This window comes from Brevundimonas sp. Root1279, from assembly GCF_001425945.1.
Classification (GTDB): Bacteria; Pseudomonadota; Alphaproteobacteria; order Caulobacterales; family Caulobacteraceae; genus Brevundimonas.
This window is the reverse complement of sequence record NZ_LMEB01000007.1, coordinates 137,918-155,645: the sequence shown is the minus strand read 5'-3', so window position 1 is coordinate 155,645 and position 17,728 is coordinate 137,918. Positions and strand designations below refer to the sequence as shown.

Below are 17,728 nucleotides of genomic sequence, written 5' to 3'. Positions count from 1 at the left end.
GGCATATGACCGAAGCCTGTGGGATTAATCTCGTTTGGTCGGTGTGCGGTGATTTCAACTGTTTGGTCGGTTGGTTGGACCGATGGCAAACAATGCTGACTGGTATCGCTGCGCTAATAGCGGCAGGTGTTAGCGTCTATTTTGTCCGAAAGCAGATCGAGCAAGCTGAGTCAGCCGAAGACCATCGGCGGAAGCGACGGCTTGCCGCCGCAAGATCACGGCTGCAAATGACGCTAAGCACCATCAGCCACTACGGGAGCGACGCCATAGTGTTCCTGAGGCGCTTGCGTGATGCTGTTGGGGCCAACCAGCCCGTTCCTATGCTGGCGGAGCTGCCAAGGCCGATCTTGCCTGATCCATCAGTCCTGGCGCTTGAAGCCGTTATTGAGGCCACAGACAGCGATGGCTTCGCTGGGTTTCTTTCAGATCTAATATCGGAAATGCAGGTGCTCAATTCGCGAATGAGTGCGCTGCCGGACGAAGCTCAAGACTTGGGTGTGCTGAATTTAGACGCCTACTTGATGAATGCGGCGAAGGTCTACGCATTCGCCTCCAGCGCATTTCCTTATGCTAGGCGCGAAACCGCTGAACCTCCGACGGAGTTGGTCTGGGATGAAGTGATATCGGCGCTTCGTATTCAGCATATTTATGAAGAGCACTACGGCGACCTGTTCGCCTTTGTTAGGCGTGCGGCCGAACGAGCGGCCGCTCCGTGAATGGCTTGACGTCGGCCTGATTCAGGCGTTGGCTTTCCCAGGGGCTCGGCACAGCCTATCTTCACCGAACTATTCCGACGCCGTCACTTCTGGCGAGCGTGCAAAAGGTCCGGCTTTGAACCGCGGCGCAAATCGTCGTTCGAATTCCGGCTCCAGCAGATCGTAGAGATTATTGAGCTGTCGAACGAGTTTGCGCGAAGCGGCGTTAAATTCTTTCTGTAGCTCCACTAATCCCTCCCGAAACGACCGCTCCATGTTGAGCGGCCGTCCAAATGAGTCGGTGCCAGCTACGCCCCCGCGGTGCTCCATCAGCGCAGCTGTTCGGAAAATCATGTCGTCTTGAGTGAATCCGCGTTCAGCGCCGTGGTGAAATCGTCGATTGCGCTCCGGTCGAAGTGATCCCTGGGCCACCATCATGGCTCCCAGAAGGTCGGTCACGGAGTTAGGGACTTCTGATTTGCGCAGGTTGCCGATCGAGCACTTAGAAGCATCGAGTTTGCACTCAAAAACCTCATTAATCACCAGCATGGCGCAGTCGACGACAGATATGAAGCGCATCAGGAAGACGTCGGCGGACACCGTCAGCCATTCATAACGCGACATTGGGAACGTCGTGAAATCTGGCAGGGGCACTGGCCAGAGCATGTCGCCAACTAGGTTCAATGACTCGACCCGCCTGGTAAGATTTGAGATCTCACCATGCACGTCATAGGCGTATTTACAGTCAGGATGCTGCGCCAAGGCTTCATATGAGTCGAAGTGATAGGCCACGATTCCGAGATCAAAGATCCGGCCAACGAACGAATGGTCGTCCGAGGGCAGGATGTGTCGAACGTAGAATTGAGCCCGGGCCCGCTTCGGCGCTGGCGGAAACTCGCCAAGGTGGAGCGTACTGATTTTTACGGGTTTCTTTGTGGACCTAGCATTTGGCACGCTGCACCGATCAAATAATTCGAGAAGATATCATGTTGCGCTGATTCAGCCCGCTTGTGCTCCGACTTGTGGTGCTCCGCCTAGGTGGTATCGTTCGAGTTGGGGGGGGGCGATCGATGGCGATACGAAACATTCCGCTGAAGGCGCTTGTCGTAAACCGCGCTAACGACCGGCATGGCGAGCTAGAAAACGAAACTGCTGCCATCGCATGGCTCTTCAACGAGCGCGAAATCCATATGCGGAATCTGGCAAAGGATATCGTCGCCGAAGGCGAGATCTACGAGTATCCGCTGGTGTGGCCGGATCAGGCGAAGTTCGTCGTGTTTGACGGCAATAGACGCGTGACCTGTCTGAAGTTGCTCGACGATCCGAGGCGGGCTCCGACAACGGAATTGCAGAAGTTCTTTCGTGAGCAGCGAGCGCTTTGGAAGGGCCCATTCCCCTCGGCGATAAGCTGTCAGGTCGAGACTGACCGTGAGCGCATCGACGATATCCTCTTCCGTCGCCATACCGGTACGCAGAAGGGCGTGGGCCAGAGTACTTGGGACGATCGGATGACGTCCACGTTCGTCAATCGAACGGGCAAGGGTAACGGCCCTAGCGTTGCCGATGAGATTGAAAAGCGGTTGGCAGAGGCTGGCCTTCTGCCTTCCCGGCGTAAGTTGCCTCGGTCGACGCTTAACCGACTTCTATCTTCAGAACCGTTCCGCCAGCGCGTCGGGATCAGCATGAAGGGTGGTCGCTTCCACTTTACGTTAGACGAAAAGAAGTCGCTCGCTGCGCTCGCGAAAATCGCTAGAGATCTCACTGAGCGCGACCTTGTACTCAATGACGTTTGGGACATCGCTGGCAAGCAGGCCTACCTCGATAAGCTGCAGAGCGATGGAATGCTGCCCGACCCGGCGAAGCCAGCAAGCAAGGACGCAGCCACAAGGTCCGGATCGCAACCGGCAAAGGTAAAGCCGACTGCTAAGGCGTCGCCTACTCTCCGCACGACGCTCATTCCCCAAAAGGAGTTCGGGCTTGTTTGGCCAGGTCGGCTACAACGCCATCATCAGATTTGGGAAGAGCTTCAGTTTCATCTCGACGTTCACAGGCATCCGAACGCGATTTCAGTTCTGCTCCGCGTGCTGATCGAGCTTGCGCTCGACAACTATATCCAAAGTTCGGGCGTCGCTGTGCAGGACGGCGACAAGCTGGCGGGTCGCCTAGAGAAGGCAGGACTTCACCTAAAGGCAGCTGGAAAGATCGACGCCAAGCAACTTGAGGTGCTCAAGAAATTCAAGCAGGGCGACAAGCTCGTGTCGGCGGACACACTTAATCGCTACGTCCACTCACCCAACTTCGCACCCTCGCCCGAGCACCTAATGTCAATGTGGGACAGCTTGGCCGACGTGATCGTAGAGCTTCTTAAAGCCTAATCGGATTTTTTTTGAACGGATTCCTGCCGCTGGAATTTCGGCAAGCTGAGCTTCTGGCGATCCATATCGATCTGAAATTCGATCATGCCGTCGTGACACCAGTAGATGAAGTTCACGGAATTCATGTCCGGATCGTCGTCGCTGAAGGCAGTGAAATTATCGACGAACCATTCACGGATCTCGTCCTCGCCTTCAAAGCGGAACCATTCCCCGAAGTACCAAAACTGAGCAAGACCTGTGTGTAAAAGACGCTCATGGTACGACATGCCCCAGAACGGCTTGAAGCCGACAAGCTTCATATCGGGCAGCCAAGTTTTTGCGGCTTTCAGACGTTCTTTCGTAGATGTGGTCTTGCCGATTTTGAAGCGGCCATTGTCCTCAATGACGTAGAGGTAGCCGGGATCGACACGGCGAACCTGCCACACAGGCATTACAGTACCGACGGCGTTGAAAATCATTAATCAGCTTTGGAGCGGGGCCGGAGTGGTGGGTCTGGTGCACCGCCCGGTATTTGGCCAGAAGTCTTGCACATCGTGCATGGCATTTCTGTAGATCCGATTGTCCCAATCGCCACTTGGATCACAAGCCAAAAGCTTTGCGCCGCCCCCTCACACCATCGCCACATCCTTCCCCGCCCCGTGCGGCCTTACCCAGAACGTCACCCTTCCCGGACACCCCATGCGCCGGCAGGTCGTTGACCGCCCCCACAGGCTGAAGCGGTCGCCGCGCTCGCGGGCGATGCGGCGGAGGTCGGCGCGGATGCGCAGGTCGCACAGGTCGCACTCGGTGTAGACCAGCCAGCGGTTGGCCAGGATGGCGCCGACGGTGGCGCCGGCCTGCTTCCAGTCCTCGGTGGTGTAGCGGTAGGGGTTACGCCGGCCCATGGGGGTCCATGGGCGGGGGGCTGAGCGGCCCCCTCCCGCCTGTCGCTGCGCGACAGCCGACCTCCCCCAGATGGGGAGGAACTTGGGGAGCAGGGGCGGGGGCGGGCCAGCCGATGCGGCGCAGGTCGATGTAGGCGGCCTGGCGCAGGACGGCGTCGGGGGAACGGCGGCCGATCTCGGCCAGGACGACGCCGAGGCCGGCGCGGCCGTCGGCGCTCATCAGGTCGATCCCCTCCAGGGCGGCGAGGAGGCGGGCGGTCGGGTCGATCTCGGTCATGGCGTCCTCCGGCGCAGGGCTTTGGTCTAGGCCGGAGGAACCGGGCGGGCAATGGAAATGTTCCGGGTTTGTTCTGGTTGTTCACAGGGACGGGGGTGGGTCGGACGCCGCGTCATACAAAGCCGTCACCCTCGGGCTTGACCCGAGGGCCAGAGGTTGGGCGGCCCTGCGTCGGGCGAGGCGCGACGGGGCGGCCGGGGCGGCGGGGGCGCGATCTTCCCTGACGCTGCGGCGGCGGGTCTGGCCCTCGGGTCAAGCCCGAGGGTGACGGTTCCCTGGATGGGCTGTGCGGCGGTTCGCCCCTCCACCCTCCTTCGCCTGCGGCTTCGGAGGGCGGGGAGGAGACGGGCTCGGCGAGGGGAGGTGGTGTTTCTCTGCCGTCATCCTCGAGCTTGACCCGAGGATCAGAGGCCGCGGGCGGCGCGCGGGCGGCTGCGCCGCGGTGAGTGGGCTTAGCCGAGGGGTGTGGTAGAGGGCGGCCATGAGCGAGACCCTGGATGTTCTGATCGTCGGCGCGGGCGCGGCGGGGATGATGTGCGCGATCGAGGCGGGCCGGCGGGGGCGGTCCGTGCGGGTGATCGACCATGCCCGGGCGCCGGGGGAGAAGATCCGCATCTCGGGCGGCGGGCGCTGCAACTTCACCAACCTGGGGACCGGGCCGGCCAACTTTCTGGGGGAGAACCCGCGCTTCGCGACCTCGGCCCTGAAGCGCTACACCCAGCACGACTTCATCAAACGGGTCGATAAGGCGGGCATCGCCTGGCACGAGAAGACCCTGGGGCAGCTGTTCTGCGACGACAGCGCCAAGCAGATCATCCGTATGCTGACGGACGACATGCGCGCGGCGGGCGTGACGCTGTCGATGGGGTTGGCGGTGGACGGGGTGAGCCGCGACGGCGAGCTGTTCGAGGCGCGGCTGTCGGACGGGACGGTGGCGAAGGCGAGGTCCCTGGTGCTGGCCACGGGCGGCAAGTCGATCCCCAAGATGGGCGCCACCGGCTGGGCCTACGAGACGTCGCGCCAGTTCGGCCTGCGGGTGACGGAGACGCGGCCGGCGCTGGTTCCGCTGACGTTCGAGCCGGGCCTGCTGGAGAAGCTGGCCCCGCTGGCCGGCCTGTCGGTCGAGGCGGTGGTCAGCCACAAGGTTCCGTCCACCGGCGGCGCGCCCGGGCGCCCCGTTGAAACGACCCGCTTCGCCGAGGGCCTGCTGTTCACCCACCGCGGCCTGTCGGGGCCTTCGATCCTGCAGATCAGCTCCTACTGGCGCGAGGGCGAGGCGATCACCGTGCGCATGGCGCCGGGCGAGGACGTCTACGCCCTGCTGAAGGCGGCCAAGGAGGAGAACGGCAAGCAGATGGTGCACACGGCGCTGGGCCATATCGTCCCGCGCCGCCTGGCGGAGAGCGTCTGCGAGCGCGAGGGGATCAAGGGCAAGCTGGCCGAGGTCGGGGACAAGGTGCTGCGGCGGCTGGACGAGGCGGTCAACGGCTGGACCGTCAAGCCGGTGGGTTCGGAGGGCTATCGCACCGCCGAGGTCACCCTGGGCGGGGTGGCGACCGAGGGGCTGGACCAGCAGACGATGGAGGCGAGGGCGGTGCCGGGCCTGTTCGTCATCGGTGAGGCGGTCGACGTCACCGGCTGGCTGGGCGGCTATAATTTCCAGTGGGCCTGGTCGTCGGGCTGGGCCGCCGGGCAGGTGTGCTAGACCGCGACGTTCCGTCCCTTGCGGGGCGCGGACGGGGGCTCCACCTTGAAGGCTGCGGGACGGGCCCCTCTGGCGCGCTCCCGGCCGGTTTTCCCCCTTGCCGGCCGTGGGTGCGTGATGTCGGACCGCTTCGGGCGCCCCTGCGTTCGATCCCGGCCCAATCCGTTCGGCGCCGGGGCGTCCGACCCTTACTGGATCCACTGAGGAGACCCGCCCGATGCCCCTGCTGATGTGCCCCAACGACAACGCCCCGATGCAGACCATGGATCGCCATGGCGTGCAGTTCGACATGTGCCCGACCTGTCGCGGCGTGTGGCTGGACCGCGGCGAGCTGGAGAAGCTGATGGAGTCGGCCGCCAGCGAGGGCCGCGCCTCGGCGCCCCAGGCCGCCCCGCCGCCGCAGCCGTCCTATCCGCCGCAGCAGCCCGCGCCGCAGCCGTGGGGCGGGCAGCAGGGCTATCGCGAGCCGCCGCGCTACAAGGACGAGCGCTACCGGGACGACGAGTACAAGTACAAGAAGAAGAAGCGGGACAGCATCTTCGATATCTTTGACTGAGGTCAGAGCGCGGCATTTCAAAGCCAAATATTTCCGCTCATCCCCGCGAAGGCGGGGACCCAGGTTTTTGAACAGGCGTGGGTTCGCACACGCCGTTCGGACCCCACTGCGTCAATCTGGACAGGACTGGGTCCCCGCCTTCGCGGGGATGAGCGGGATTTGAATTATCCGGTGAGTTGGTCCGTCAGGTCACGCCAGCCGGGGTTCATTTCCTCGATCATCCGCAGCTTCCAGATGCGGGTCCACTTCTTGAGTCGTCGCTCGCGCTTGAAGGCCGAGTCCCGAGTCTCGTGGAGCTCGTACCAGACCAGGCGGCCGACATCGTATCGGGCGGTGAAGCTGTCTGGCCGAAGCTTTTCACGGTGCTCATAGACGCGGCGGATCAGGTCGTCGGTGGAACCGACGTAGAGGGTGCCGTTGCGCCGGCTGGCCACGATGTAGACGAAGAACGCCATGCGTCTGCATAACAATGTTCTGCAAATGTTCCAAGTTGGCCAGGCGTGTCCGAACAGTGGGCGCGAACTCTTTGCTGTGCAAAAGCCTTGGGCCCCGCCTTCGCGGGGATGAGCGGAACTGGGGCGCGGCCTTAAGCCGCCAACCCCGCCGCTCGCATCAGGCCCTTCAGCGGCCCAAGCGCTTCCGGCGAAGCGGCCAGGGCGGCGCGGTTCTGAGGCGCGCGGACCAGTTTGACGGCCTCAGCCTTGGCGCGCTCGGCGGCGGGGCCCGGCGGGGCGGTGTCGCCCGAGGCCATGCGCAGCAGCACCGCCAGTTTTTGCGGCAGGGGCGCGGGCGAGCGGGCCAGCATGGCGACGATCCTGGCCTCGGCCTCGACCGTGCCGCCGACGGCGCCGATGGCGGAGACGATCTCGGTCTCGTCGCGCTCAGTCAGGCCGCAGGCCTTCAACGCGCGGGCCAGTGAGGCCAGGACGCCGAGCTTCTGGGCCGCGGTCTGGGCGCCGGCGGCGCGCATCTCGCCCTCGAAGCGCAGGGAGCCGACGCAGGCGGCCAACCACCGGGCCGCGGAGCGTTTGTTGGCCGTGCCGGTGACGTTCTCGCACAGCCGGGTCAGGGCCTCGGCCTCGCTGAGCACGGTGCCGCAGTCCTTGACGTAGGCGGCGACGAAGTCGGCGGTGACCAGGGATTTGGAGCGCTCGTTGAAGGCGGTCTGCACCTCCTCGAGGGTGAGCAGGCGGCCGGCCGTGGCGGTCAGGGTCGTGGCCAGGGTGCGCAGGATGTCGATCTCGCCGGCGGCGTCGTTCGGGCGCAGCCGGCGCGGGCTCATCAGTTCACGGACGACCATGCGGGCCAAGGAGGCGGAGAGCAGCGGGAACTGGCCGGCGGCGACGCGCTCGCCGAGGCGGGCGGCGGGGCCTTCGACGACCGGCACCTGCAGGGCCAGGCGGGCGTCCTGGGCGATCAGGGCGGAGACCTCGCGCGGGGCGACCATGCGCACCACGGCGGCCAGCGAGGCGCCCTGGTCGAGGGCCGGGCCGAGCACGTCGGCGAGATTGGTGCGGGCCGAGAACAGCTCGCACAGCAGTTGTTCGATAGGGACGAGCACCAGGGCCAGCGGCGGGCCGTCCATGGGGGCGCGGTCGGCGAGGTCCATCAGCCGGTCGAGGCGGGCCCGGCCCCCGCGCACGCCCTTCAGCGAGCCGGCGACGACTCCGCCCATGATGAAGGCGCGGTCCGGCTGGCCCGACAGGCGGTGGGCCAGGTCGGCGATGGAGTGGTGTTCGAGCGACGGGAACTGGCTCCGCCGCCCGGCCGAGACGACGCGCTCGATCGCCCGGTCGGCGAGCTTTTGATAGTGGCGGACCAGGTCGTGGACCGGCTGGCCGACGGCCTGGCTCTCGGGCACGGCGACCTTCTGGATGGCGTGCTGCAGCTCGACCCCCGAGGCGTCGAGCTTTTCGGCCAGGTCCGGACGGTGCAACAGTTCGAAGGCCGTGACCCCCTGGCGGTTGAGCCAGTCCTCCAGCACCCGGGCCACCAGTTCGCGGGCGGTCGGGGCGTAGAGGTCCTGGGGCGCGCCGCAGCGCGGGCCGGCCTGGTCGTCGGGGACGACGCGCTTGCGCGCCACCTCGGGTGCGCCGCGGGTCAGGACCGTGACGCTGTTAAACTCCATGGTGTCGGGATCGAGGGTTTCCTTGGTCACCCGGACCGCCGCAGCGCGGTCGTCGGCGAGCATTTCCTCCGCCGAGGCTATGGCGTGCGACCGGTCCTCCGTGGCCATCTGCAGGGTCCACGGCGCGGGGGCCGTCTTGCGGATATAAAGCTCGTAGTGGACGGGGCCGGCCATGAAACGCTCGCACTCTTGAGCGGTCAGGATGGGGCCAAGGCTTTAAGGCCGGGTTTCGTTGCGCATTTTGCGATGGCAACCCATGTTCGCTGCCGTATTCTTACCCCGATCATCTAGAACGGTGGCGCTTGTGATGCGTTGAGCATCCGAACGAAGCCTGCGAGGAGACCGCCTTGGCCAATATCACCCTGGTCGACGACGACGAGAACATCGTCGCTTCCGTGTCGCTCGCCCTGGAAAGCCATGGGCACAAGATCACGGCCTACCATGACGGGGCCGCGGGTCTGGAGGCGCTGGAGGCCAGCCCGCCGGACCTGGCCATCCTTGATGTGAAGATGCCCCGCATGGACGGGATGGAGGTGCTGCGCCGCCTGCGCCAGACCTCCGCCATCCCGGTCATCATGCTGACGTCCAAGGACGAGGAGATCGACGAGATCCTCGGCTTCAACCTCGGCGCCGACGACTACATCCACAAGCCGTTCAGCCAGCGCCTGCTGATCGAGCGGGTGAAGGCCCTGCTGCGCCGCAGCGGCATCGACGGCGGCGAGCCCGAGGCCCTGGGGGAGAGCGCCTCCAAGGCGATCAAGCGCGGCAAGCTGTCGATGGACCCGGCCCGCCACGAATGCACCTGGGACGGCCGTCCGGTGAAGCTGACGGTGACCGAATTCCTGCTGCTGCAGGCCCTGGCCCAGCGCCCCGGCTTCGTGAAGAGCCGCGACAACCTGATGGACGCCGCCTACGACGATCAGGTGTATGTCGACGACCGCACCATCGACAGCCACGTGAAGCGCATGCGGAAGAAATTCCGGGTGGTCGACCCCGAGTTCGACGCCATCGAGACCCTGTATGGCGTTGGATACCGTTACCGCGAGAGCTGAACCCGCCGACGACGACCGTCCGCGGCGCGTCCGGCGTTTCGGGGGCTCGCGGCTCGGCGGGCTGATCCTCGCGCTGAATCTGCTCAGCCTGCTGATCCTGTTCGTCGGCGCCCTGCTGCTGAACGAATGGCGGCGCGGCCTGATCGAGGCGCGACAGGAGACGCTGACGGCGCAGGGCGAGCTGCTGGTCCAGGTGCTGGGCGAGGAACAGATCGGCGTCACCCGCGGGGCGCCGACGCCCTATCTCGACTCCATCGAGGCCAGCCGCTGGCTGCGCGACAACTTCATCCCGGCAGGGCAGCGGGCGCGGCTGTTCGACGTCGACGGCATTCCCGTCGCCGACAGCTATGAGGTCACAGAGGCCATCCCGGGCGAGCCCCTGCCGCCGGCCCTGCCCGCCGGCACGCCGCCGCGCGCGGTCGATCCCGAGGCCGACAAGGAGGACGCCGAGCAGCTGGACAAGGCCCATGCGGCGCTGGCCGCCGAGGTCGAGGCCGCGCTGGACGGGGTGCAGCAGGCGGGCGTCCGCCTGTCCGAAAACGGCGACCGGGTGGTCTCGGTGTCGATCCCGGTGCGTCACGTCGAGCAGGTGCTGGGCGTGCTGACGCTGGAGGCCGGGGACGTCGACGAGACCCTGGCGGCGCAGCGCCGGGCGCTGATGCCCTTCGCCCTGGTGGCTCTGTTCGTGTCCCTGCTGTCGTCCCTGCTGCTGCACCTGTTCGTGGCGCGGCCGGTGATGCGGCTGTCGGCGGCGGCCGACGAGGTTCGCCTGCAGCGGTCGCGGGCCATCTCCCTGCCGGATCTGGAGGGTCGCAAGGACGAGATCGGCGATCTCGCGCGTTCTCTGGAGACCATGACCGAGACCCTGTCGGACCGGATGGACGCCATCGAACGCTTCGCCGCCGACGTCAGCCACGAGATCAAGAATCCGCTGACCTCGATCCGTTCTGCGCTGGAAACCCTGCCGCTGGTCAAGACCGACGAGCAGCGCGAGCGACTGACCGCCCTGCTGCAGAACGACGTACGGCGCCTCGATCGTCTGATCACCGACATCTCCAACGCCTCGCGCCTCGACGCCGAACTGAACCGCGAGCGGCCGCGGATCATCGACCTGACCGTGCTGCTGAACGAGATCGTCGGGGTGTATGAGGCGGGCATCAAGCCAGACGGGGCGCATGTGACCTTCTCGTCCGAGGCGCTGGAGCACGCCTTCGTGCGCGGCCGCGACGGGCCGTTGGGGCAGGTGTTCCGTAATCTGATCGACAACGCCCGCTCGTTCAGCGCGCCGGGCGGCACGGTGAAGGTCAGCCTCTTCCGCGACGAGCTGGACTTCGACCGGCCGGTGCACGTGCGGGTCGAGGACGCCGGGCCGGGCATTCCGGCCGAGAACCTGGAGACGGTGTTCGAGCGCTTCTACACCTCGCGGCCCAAGGGGGCGGCCTTCGGCGGCAACTCCGGGCTGGGCCTGTCCATCGTGCGCCAGATCGTCGAGGCGCACGGCGGCCGAGTCTGGGCCCAGAACATGCAGCGTGCGGACGGCGAGATCACCGGCGCCCGCTTCGAGGTCGCCCTGCCCGCCGTCATTCCCGTGAGCCGTCGGCCATGAGCGGCCGCCAGCCCCTGCACGGCACCACAGTGGCGCAGTGGCTGCCCGGTTTCGGCTGGCGCGCGGTGCTGATCACCGGACCGGCCGGGGCGGGCAAGAGCGATCTGGCCCTGCGCCTGATCGGTCGGGGCTGGTCCCTGGTGTCGGACGACTACACCCATGTCTTCGCCTCGGGCGGAGCGCTCTACGCGGTCGCGCCGGAGACCATCGCCGGCCGGATGGAGGTCCGCGGGGTCGGAATCGTCGCCGAGCGCGCTCTTGGCGTCACACGCCTGTGGATGGAGGTGGAGCCCGTCGACGGACCGGTCGAACGCCTGCCTGAGCCCGCGTGGCGGGACATCGAGGGGGTGCGCCTGCCGCTGCTGCGGCTCAACGGGTTCGAGGTATCCACGGTCGAAAAGGTCGCGGTCGCCCTCGCCCGGCTTTAACCGGAGGCGGAGTTGGGCTATCTCGCCCGGCTTGCGGCCTGTCCAATGGACGGACGACACGCGGGGGCGCGAGTCTTGGTGATGCCTTCATGATCGGGCTGGTGATCGTCACCCACGGAGGCCTGGCCTCCGAATTTCTGTCGGCCATGGAGCACGTGGTCGGCCCGCAGCGCGGCGTGGCCGCGATCTGCATCGGTCCCGAGGACGACATGGAGCGCCGCCGGCGCGACATCGTCGACGCCGCGCGCGCCGTCGACGACGGCGAGGGCGTCATCCTGCTGACCGACATGTTCGGCGGAACACCCTCGAACCTGGCCATCTCGGTGATGGAGGAGACCCACGCCGAGGTGATCGCGGGCCTGAACCTGCCTATGCTGATCAAACTGGCCAGCGTCCGCGGCCGCGAACCGCTGGAGACCTGTGTGGCGCACGCCCAGGACGCCGGCCGGAAATACATCTCGGTCGCCAGCTGGGTCCTGCAGGGCGAGAAATGAGCGCGGTCGCAGGGAAGACGGCGGCGACGGCCGACATCTGCAACAGCCGCGGCCTACACGCCCGGGCCAGCGCCAAATTCGTCAAGACCGCCTCGAGCTTCGACGCCGAGATCAAGGTCACCCGCGACGGGGTCACCGTCGACGCCCTGTCGATCATGGGCCTGCTGATGCTCGGGGCCGGCAACGGCTGCGCCATCGAGATCGAGGCCGAAGGGCCTGAGGCCGAGGCCGCCGTGGCCGCCCTGACCGATCTGGTCGCACGCCGCTTCGACGAAGAGAACTGAGCGCGAAAACGCCCCGACGGCGGACCGTCGGGGCGCTGTTCGATCCTGGCGTGAGGCGCGGGCCCTACGGCGTTTCGGTGACGATCAGGCGGGCCGAGGCGGTGCCGCCGCCGAAGGTGCCGATCCAGACGTCGTAGGTGCCGCTCTGGGGCTTGTTGAAGCGCACCTCGGCGTCGCCGTCGCCCCAGCTGTCGTCGTCGCAGTACCACGAGCCGTTCGGCGCATTGATGATCAGGGTGGTGTCGGTCGAGGACAGGGTGCGGAACACCAGCGGCAGCGAACCGGCGCTGTAGGTCACCTCATAGTCCGGCGCGTCCGAGATGTTGCCGACGCAGGCGCCCGGCAGGTCGGTGTCGGTATAGGCGTCGATCGAGCCGCCGGCGGTCAGGTTGATCGCGTGCGGATCCGGCGTGAAGCCGGCGCTCAGATAGACTTCGCCATAGTTGGCGGTGCGACTGGCCGTCTGCGCGGCCGACACGCCGGGCGCAGCCGCCACGGCGACGAGCGCCAGTGCGCTCAGCATGATGCGGTTCATCGGTATTTCCCCAGATCCAAATCGTTAACAGCCCGCCCCAAGCAGTATCCCAAGCCGGTCGTCCGTCAAGTTCAGCGAACGCCGTCGTCAGATTTCGTGTGGCCGGTGTGGCGTCCGTGCGCTTCAGGTCTTCGACCGGTCCGGCAGGACCGCGCCGACGTGGTCGATGCCCAGCTGGGCGGCGATCTCCATCTGGCGGGCCCGTTCCAGATAGCGGCCCCGCTGCTCCTCGGAGCGGGCGTCGTGGCAGCGCTCGCAGCAGACCCCCTCGACATAGCGCGGGGAGGCGCGGCCGGCTTCGCTGACGGGCATGCGGCAGCCGCGGCACAGGGTGTGGCTGCCTTCGCTCAGGCCGTGGCCGACGGCGACCCGCTCGTCGAAGACGAAGCATTCGCCGCGCCACAGGCTGTCGGCCTCGGGCGTGGTCTCGAGGTAGCGCAGGATGCCGCCCTCGAGGTGGTGGACGTCCTGGACGCCCTCGGCCTTGAGGAAGGCGGTGGCCTTCTCGCAGCGGATGCCGCCGGTGCAGTACATGGCGACCTTGGGCGGGCCCGATCCGTCTCTGGGCCGGTCCAGCAGGGCGCGGCCCTCGCTGCGGAACCAGTCGGGAAAGTCGCGGAAGCTGCGGGTGTTAGGCTGGATTGCGCCTGCGAAAGCGCCGACGTCGGCCTCGTAGTCGTTGCGGGTGTCGATGACGATGGTGTCGGGATCGGCTATCAGGGCGTTCCACTCGGCCGGCGAGACATAGGTCCCCGCCTCGGTCGCCGGATCCAGGTCCGGCTCGCCCATGGTCACGATCTCGGCCTTGATGCGCACCTTCATGCGGTAGAAGGGCATGGCCGCCGCCTCGGAGAATTTGACGTCCAGCTCGGCGAAGCCGGGCAGGGCGCGGATGCCGTCGAGCACGCGCTGGATCGCCTCGGGCGGCCCGGCGATGGTGCCGTTCAGCCCCTCGTGGGCGACCAGCAGGGTGCCGCGGACCTCGGGCCGGCACAGCGCCTCGAGCCGATCGCGCACGGCCTCGCGGTCGTCGATCCGCGCGAACCGGTACAGGGCGGCGACGCAGGCAGGACGGGGAGGGGCCTCAGTGCTCATGTCACCGTAGCGCGGCGTGCGGGGGTGGCCGATCCGTCCTGCGAAGCGCGCCAGCGCGAAGCAGGATGGTGGAGCCGAGGGGAGTCGAACCCCTGACCTCGTCATTGCGAACGACGCGCTCTACCAACTGAGCTACGGCCCCTTATCCGGGTGGCGCGACATACGAGGGGCGGGGCGGGGGTGTCAACGACCTTTGCGCCCGATCGCCGCGGTCGGGGCGTGGCCGTCCGTCTGTCCTTGGACTGTCGGTGCGGGCGGGGTAGAAGCGAAGCTCAACTCCGGGAGCGCTGATTCATGGGCTACGCCATCGTCTGGCTGGTCAACACCATCCTCCAGCTCATGACCTGGGCCATCATCCTGTCGGCGATCATCAGCTGGCTGTTCGCCTTTGACGTCATCAATCACCGCAACCGGTTCGTGAACCAGGTGGCGAGCTTCCTGGACGCGATCACCGGTCCGATCCTGGCGCCGTTCCGCCGGATCATTCCGCCGCTGGGCGGCATCGACATCAGCCCGGTCGTGGCGATCCTGGCGATCCAGTTCCTGCAGATCATCTTCAACCGGCTGAGCGCGCCGTTCCTGATCGGCGTGCTGGGCTAGAGTGACCGTCGGGCGACAGCGGCGCCGCAGTGCAGCGTCCGGCGCCGTTCGACGCTTGCGCCGGCCCGCAGGCCGTCTAGGGTGCCGGTCCGATCGGGCCGAGCGCCTGCCAGCTTTCCGGACTTCATGACTACGATCCGATCAGTCGCCATCATCGGCGCCGGCCAGATGGGGGCGGGCATCGCCCAGACCGTCGCCGCCGGCGGCTATGAGGTGCTGCTCTTCGACGCCGCCGCCGAGCGCGTGCCCCAGGCCCAGGCCGCGGTCGCCGCCAGCCTGGCCCGGCACATCCAGCGCGGCCTGACCACCCAGGCCGAGGCCGACGCGACGCTCGCCCGCATCCGACCGGCGAGGAACCTGGCCGAGGCGGGCCAGGCGGACCTAGTCATCGAGGCCGCCGTCGAGGACGAGGTGGTCAAGAAGTCGATCCTGATCGAACTGGTGCCGCACCTGCGCGCCGAGACCCTTCTGGCCTCGAACACCTCGTCGATCTCGATCACCCGCCTGGCGTCCGCGACGGACCGGCCGGAGCGCTTCATCGGCCTGCATTTCATGAAGCCGGCGCCGGTCATGCAGCTGGTCGAGATCATCCGCGGCATCGCCACTTCGGCCGAGACCTACGAGACCGCGGTCGCCTTCGCCGAGAGCCTGGGCAAGACCACCACCAACGCCGAGGACTTCCCCGCCTTCATCGTCAACCGCATCCTGGTGCCGATGATCAACGAGGCGATCTACACCCTGTACGAGGGCGTCGGGAACGTCAGTTCGATCGACAAGGCGCTGACCCTGGGCGCCAACCATCCGATGGGCCCGCTGGAGCTGGCCGATTTCATGGGGCTGGACGTCGTCCTGGCCATCATGAACGTGCTGTACGACGGCCTGGCCGACAGCAAATACCGGCCCTGTCCGCTGCTGGTGAAATACGTCGAGGCCGGCTGGCTGGGCCGCAAGTCGGGCCGCGGCTTCTACGACTATTCCGGCGAGACCCCGGTCCCGACGCGATGATCCAGCTGCCGACGCTCGAAAAGCCCGAGGACTTCCCCGGCCAGGAGCGGGTCGTGTGGCGCCGCGAGCCGCACCGGTTGGCGCTGGCCGCCATCGCCGGAGCGCTGTGGCCGCCGCTGGTCCTGACCCTGCCGATCTGGCCGCCGGTCAACTGGCTGCCGGGCCTGGAGGTCGACTGGCGCCTGCGGGTGCTGTTCCTCGGCCTGCTGATCGTGCCGGCGGGCCTTTGGGTGCTGGACAAGGAACGCAAGCGCACCGGCCGTCCGTCGACCCGACTGGGCGTGATCTGGCGCTTCATGTTCTACGGCGGCCTGTTTTCGGCCGGTCTGGCGGCCCTGTTCGCGATCTTCCAGTCGGTGCGCCAGTGGTTCAGCGCCGCGAGCGTCGGCGAGGCCATCGGCGGCAGCGAGACCTCGCTGCTGATCTTCGGCGTCGGCGGCCTGCCGATCGCGGTGGTGATCGGCGTCAGCTACGCCCTTTGGGCCGGTTTCTGCGCCGCCTTCATCGCCTTCACCCCGCAGCCGGAGGTGCGCGATCGCCTCGGCCTGATGGGCGAGCGCGAGGGCGACCCGGACCGGGCCGGCGACGCCGACCGCGACTGACCCCGAATTCACTTTGAGGCCGGACTCCGTTCGGCCAAGCTCCCCGCTGTGACGCCAGCAGGGGGAGCCGCGTGACTGCAACCGATATCGAGACCCGGACGCCGTTGGCGCCCGTGGCGCCCAAGGATCGCATCTTCACGCTCGACGTGCTGCGTGGCTGGGCCATCCTGGGCATCCTGGCGGTCAACGCCCTGATGTTCGCCTGGCCGTTCTCGCTGGAGATGGCGACCGAGATCCCGCCGCCCTGGCCGCATGACCCGGCCAACATCCTGGGCCATTGGGTCGAGGCGGTGTTCTTCCAGGACAAGTTCCGCTCGCTGTTCTCGATGCTGTTCGGGGTGTCGATCTTCCTGATCGGCGGCGAGCGGGGCGATGAGGCGCGCAGCGGCCTGCTGCTCCGCCGCCTGCTGTTCCTGGGCCTGTTCGGCCTGATCCACGGCCTGGCCTTCTGGTTCGGCGACATCCTGCTGCACTACGCCTACTGCGGCCTGATCGTGATGCTGATGCGCTCGTGGTCGGCCCGGCGCCTGATCTGGATCGGGCTGAGCATCAATCTGGTCGCCGGCCTGTTCGCGGCGGCCGCGATGATGGCCCAGGCCCTGTTCGCCGGCGCGGGAGCCGACGGCGGCGGCGGCAATCCCATGGCGGTGACCGCCGACCAGCTGGCGGCGACCATCGAGCTCTACCGGTCCGGCTTCCCCGCCGCGCACATCGAGAACGCCAAGGCCTGGCTGTTCCTGCAGGTGTTCAGCATCGGCCTGCTGCCCATCACCATGGGCCTGATGATGCTGGGCATGGGCCTGTTCAAGGCGGGCTTCCTGGCCGGTCGGTCGCCGACCTGGGTCTATCTGCTGGTCTTCGCCCTGGGGGCGGGAAACCTGGCCTTCCTGGGCTGGTTCGAGTGGATGGACGCCAATGCGCCGCACGGTGCGCCGGCGCCCTCGGGAGGTCTGGCCGGGGTGGGCGCCAGCTTCGCCTGGGTCATCACCCTGGGCTACGCCAGCATGCTGATCCTGATGACCCGCTTCGGCCTGCGCTTCCTGACCGCGCGCCTGGCCCCGGTGGGGCGGATGGCCTTCACCAACTACCTGACCCAGACGCTGATCATGACCAGCCTGTTCTACATGCCTTGGGGGCCGCATTGGTTCGGCGATCCGCAGTGGGGACCGGGCGGGCTCTGGATGATCGTCGGCGCGATCTGGATCGCCCAGCTGATCTGGTCGCCGTTGTGGCTGTCGGTGTTCCAGATGGGGCCGCTGGAGTGGCTGTGGCGCTGCCTGACGTATGGGCGGATGGTGCCGCTGAGGAAGTGAGGTTCCAGGTTCTAGGGGTTAGGTTCTAGGGGGCGTGAGGCGGACTTGGCCGTCAGGCATTCCCTAGCACCTAGAACCTAGCCCCTAGTCCCTC

21 protein-coding genes and 1 tRNA gene are annotated in these 17,728 nt (G+C 66.7%); 13 read left to right on the top strand and 9 right to left on the bottom strand.

The features are described from left to right. The first annotated feature begins 5 nt into the window (after positions 1 to 5). On the top strand, positions 6 to 716 hold the full coding sequence (locus tag ASC65_RS11465) for a hypothetical protein (RefSeq protein ID WP_156459644.1): 711 nt from the start codon (positions 6 to 8) through the stop codon (positions 714 to 716). A 69-nt stretch (positions 717 to 785) separates the two neighbouring features. Here ASC65_RS11465 and ASC65_RS16775 read toward each other — a convergent pair whose 3' ends face one another. Next, a complete protein-coding gene (locus ASC65_RS16775) occupies positions 786 to 1,487 on the bottom strand; it encodes a Cthe_2314 family HEPN domain-containing protein (protein WP_200939831.1) in 702 nt (233 codons plus the stop codon). A 278-nt stretch (positions 1,488 to 1,765) separates the two neighbouring features. Here ASC65_RS16775 and ASC65_RS11460 point away from each other — a divergent pair, with 278 nt between their 5' ends. Beyond that, on the top strand, positions 1,766 to 3,070 hold the full coding sequence (locus ASC65_RS11460) for a hypothetical protein (protein ID WP_056453147.1): 1,305 nt from the start codon (positions 1,766 to 1,768) through the stop codon (positions 3,068 to 3,070). On the opposite strand, the gene ASC65_RS11455 is transcribed toward ASC65_RS11460, so the two are convergent. The 3 genes from ASC65_RS11455 to ASC65_RS11445 all read right to left on the bottom strand — a co-directional run bounded on the left by ASC65_RS11455 (position 3,067) and on the right by ASC65_RS11445 (position 4,231). Then, positions 3,067 to 3,528, bottom strand: a complete 462-nt coding sequence (locus tag ASC65_RS11455; RefSeq protein WP_082526017.1) for a GIY-YIG nuclease family protein — start codon at positions 3,526 to 3,528, stop codon at positions 3,067 to 3,069. The genes ASC65_RS11460 and ASC65_RS11455 overlap by 4 nt on opposite strands. A 150-nt stretch (positions 3,529 to 3,678) precedes the next feature. Continuing rightward, complete coding sequence (locus tag ASC65_RS11450; protein ID WP_056453141.1) at positions 3,679 to 3,954, bottom strand: hypothetical protein; 276 nt, start codon at positions 3,952 to 3,954, stop codon at positions 3,679 to 3,681. Then, positions 3,941 to 4,231 carry a hypothetical protein gene (locus tag ASC65_RS11445; protein WP_056453140.1) on the bottom strand — a complete coding sequence of 97 codons (291 nt, stop codon included), beginning with the start codon at positions 4,229 to 4,231 and terminating at the stop codon, positions 3,941 to 3,943. The genes ASC65_RS11450 and ASC65_RS11445 overlap by 14 nt, the downstream gene beginning before the upstream one ends. Positions 4,232 to 4,712: 481 nt before the next feature. Between ASC65_RS11445 and ASC65_RS11440 the strand changes: the two genes are divergently transcribed. Next, on the top strand, positions 4,713 to 5,936 hold the full coding sequence (locus tag ASC65_RS11440; RefSeq protein ID WP_056453137.1) for an NAD(P)/FAD-dependent oxidoreductase: 1,224 nt from the start codon (positions 4,713 to 4,715) through the stop codon (positions 5,934 to 5,936). Positions 5,937 to 6,153: 217 nt separating this feature from the next. Continuing rightward, positions 6,154 to 6,492 carry a TFIIB-type zinc ribbon-containing protein gene (locus tag ASC65_RS11435; RefSeq protein WP_082526016.1) on the top strand — a complete coding sequence of 113 codons (339 nt, stop codon included), beginning with the start codon at positions 6,154 to 6,156 and terminating at the stop codon, positions 6,490 to 6,492. Positions 6,493 to 6,656: 164 nt separating this feature from the next. Here ASC65_RS11435 and ASC65_RS11430 read toward each other — a convergent pair whose 3' ends face one another. After that, positions 6,657 to 6,947, bottom strand: coding sequence for a GIY-YIG nuclease family protein (locus ASC65_RS11430; RefSeq protein WP_056453136.1), 291 nt, complete (start codon positions 6,945 to 6,947; stop codon positions 6,657 to 6,659). Between the two features lie 131 nt (positions 6,948 to 7,078). Beyond that, on the bottom strand, positions 7,079 to 8,794 hold the full coding sequence (locus ASC65_RS11425) for a hypothetical protein (protein ID WP_056453135.1): 1,716 nt from the start codon (positions 8,792 to 8,794) through the stop codon (positions 7,079 to 7,081). Positions 8,795 to 8,967: 173 nt separating this feature from the next. Between ASC65_RS11425 and ASC65_RS11420 the strand changes: the two genes are divergently transcribed. The 5 genes from ASC65_RS11420 (at position 8,968) to ASC65_RS11400 (ending at position 12,484) form a co-directional block, all read left to right on the top strand. After that, positions 8,968 to 9,672 (top strand): response regulator transcription factor, encoded by a 705-nt coding sequence (locus ASC65_RS11420; RefSeq protein ID WP_056453134.1) that lies wholly within the window; start codon positions 8,968 to 8,970, stop codon positions 9,670 to 9,672. Next, entirely contained in the window at positions 9,641 to 11,278 is a 1,638-nt protein-coding gene (locus ASC65_RS11415) for a sensor histidine kinase (RefSeq protein WP_056453131.1), read from the top strand. The genes ASC65_RS11420 and ASC65_RS11415 overlap by 32 nt, the downstream gene beginning before the upstream one ends. Beyond that, positions 11,275 to 11,706: an HPr kinase/phosphorylase gene (locus ASC65_RS11410; RefSeq protein WP_056453128.1), complete on the top strand. Its 432-nt coding sequence runs from the start codon at positions 11,275 to 11,277 to the stop codon at positions 11,704 to 11,706. Before ASC65_RS11415 ends, ASC65_RS11410 begins: the two co-directional genes overlap by 4 nt. A gap of 89 nt (positions 11,707 to 11,795) precedes the next feature. After that, a complete protein-coding gene (locus ASC65_RS11405) occupies positions 11,796 to 12,200 on the top strand; it encodes a PTS sugar transporter subunit IIA (protein ID WP_056453124.1) in 405 nt (134 codons plus the stop codon). Further along, a complete protein-coding gene (locus ASC65_RS11400; RefSeq protein WP_056453121.1) occupies positions 12,197 to 12,484 on the top strand; it encodes an HPr family phosphocarrier protein in 288 nt (95 codons plus the stop codon). The genes ASC65_RS11405 and ASC65_RS11400 overlap by 4 nt, the downstream gene beginning before the upstream one ends. 64 nt (positions 12,485 to 12,548) lie before the next feature. Here the strand turns inward: ASC65_RS11400 and ASC65_RS11395 are convergent, their stop codons facing one another. The 3 genes from ASC65_RS11395 to ASC65_RS11385 form a co-directional block, all read right to left on the bottom strand. Beyond that, entirely contained in the window at positions 12,549 to 13,019 is a 471-nt protein-coding gene (locus tag ASC65_RS11395) for a hypothetical protein (RefSeq protein ID WP_056453117.1), read from the bottom strand. A 123-nt stretch (positions 13,020 to 13,142) separates the two neighbouring features. Further along, positions 13,143 to 14,114 carry an oxygen-dependent tRNA uridine(34) hydroxylase TrhO gene (gene trhO, locus ASC65_RS11390; protein WP_056453113.1) on the bottom strand — a complete coding sequence of 324 codons (972 nt, stop codon included), beginning with the start codon at positions 14,112 to 14,114 and terminating at the stop codon, positions 13,143 to 13,145. Between the two features lie 66 nt (positions 14,115 to 14,180). Continuing rightward, a tRNA-Ala gene (locus tag ASC65_RS11385) sits at positions 14,181 to 14,256 on the bottom strand. A 152-nt stretch (positions 14,257 to 14,408) separates the two neighbouring features. Here ASC65_RS11385 and ASC65_RS11380 point away from each other — a divergent pair. The 4 genes from ASC65_RS11380 to ASC65_RS11365 all read left to right on the top strand — a co-directional run bounded on the left by ASC65_RS11380 (position 14,409) and on the right by ASC65_RS11365 (position 17,634). Next, on the top strand, positions 14,409 to 14,714 hold the full coding sequence (locus tag ASC65_RS11380) for a YggT family protein (RefSeq protein WP_056453110.1): 306 nt from the start codon (positions 14,409 to 14,411) through the stop codon (positions 14,712 to 14,714). A gap of 126 nt (positions 14,715 to 14,840) precedes the next feature. Next, a complete protein-coding gene (locus ASC65_RS11375; protein WP_056453107.1) occupies positions 14,841 to 15,719 on the top strand; it encodes a 3-hydroxybutyryl-CoA dehydrogenase in 879 nt (292 codons plus the stop codon). After that, positions 15,716 to 16,321, top strand: a complete 606-nt coding sequence (locus ASC65_RS11370) for a hypothetical protein (protein ID WP_056453104.1) — start codon at positions 15,716 to 15,718, stop codon at positions 16,319 to 16,321. Before ASC65_RS11375 ends, ASC65_RS11370 begins: the two co-directional genes overlap by 4 nt. A 71-nt stretch (positions 16,322 to 16,392) precedes the next feature. Continuing rightward, positions 16,393 to 17,634, top strand: a complete 1,242-nt coding sequence (locus ASC65_RS11365; RefSeq protein WP_056453101.1) for a DUF418 domain-containing protein — start codon at positions 16,393 to 16,395, stop codon at positions 17,632 to 17,634. Positions 17,635 to 17,728: the final 94 nt, after the last annotated feature.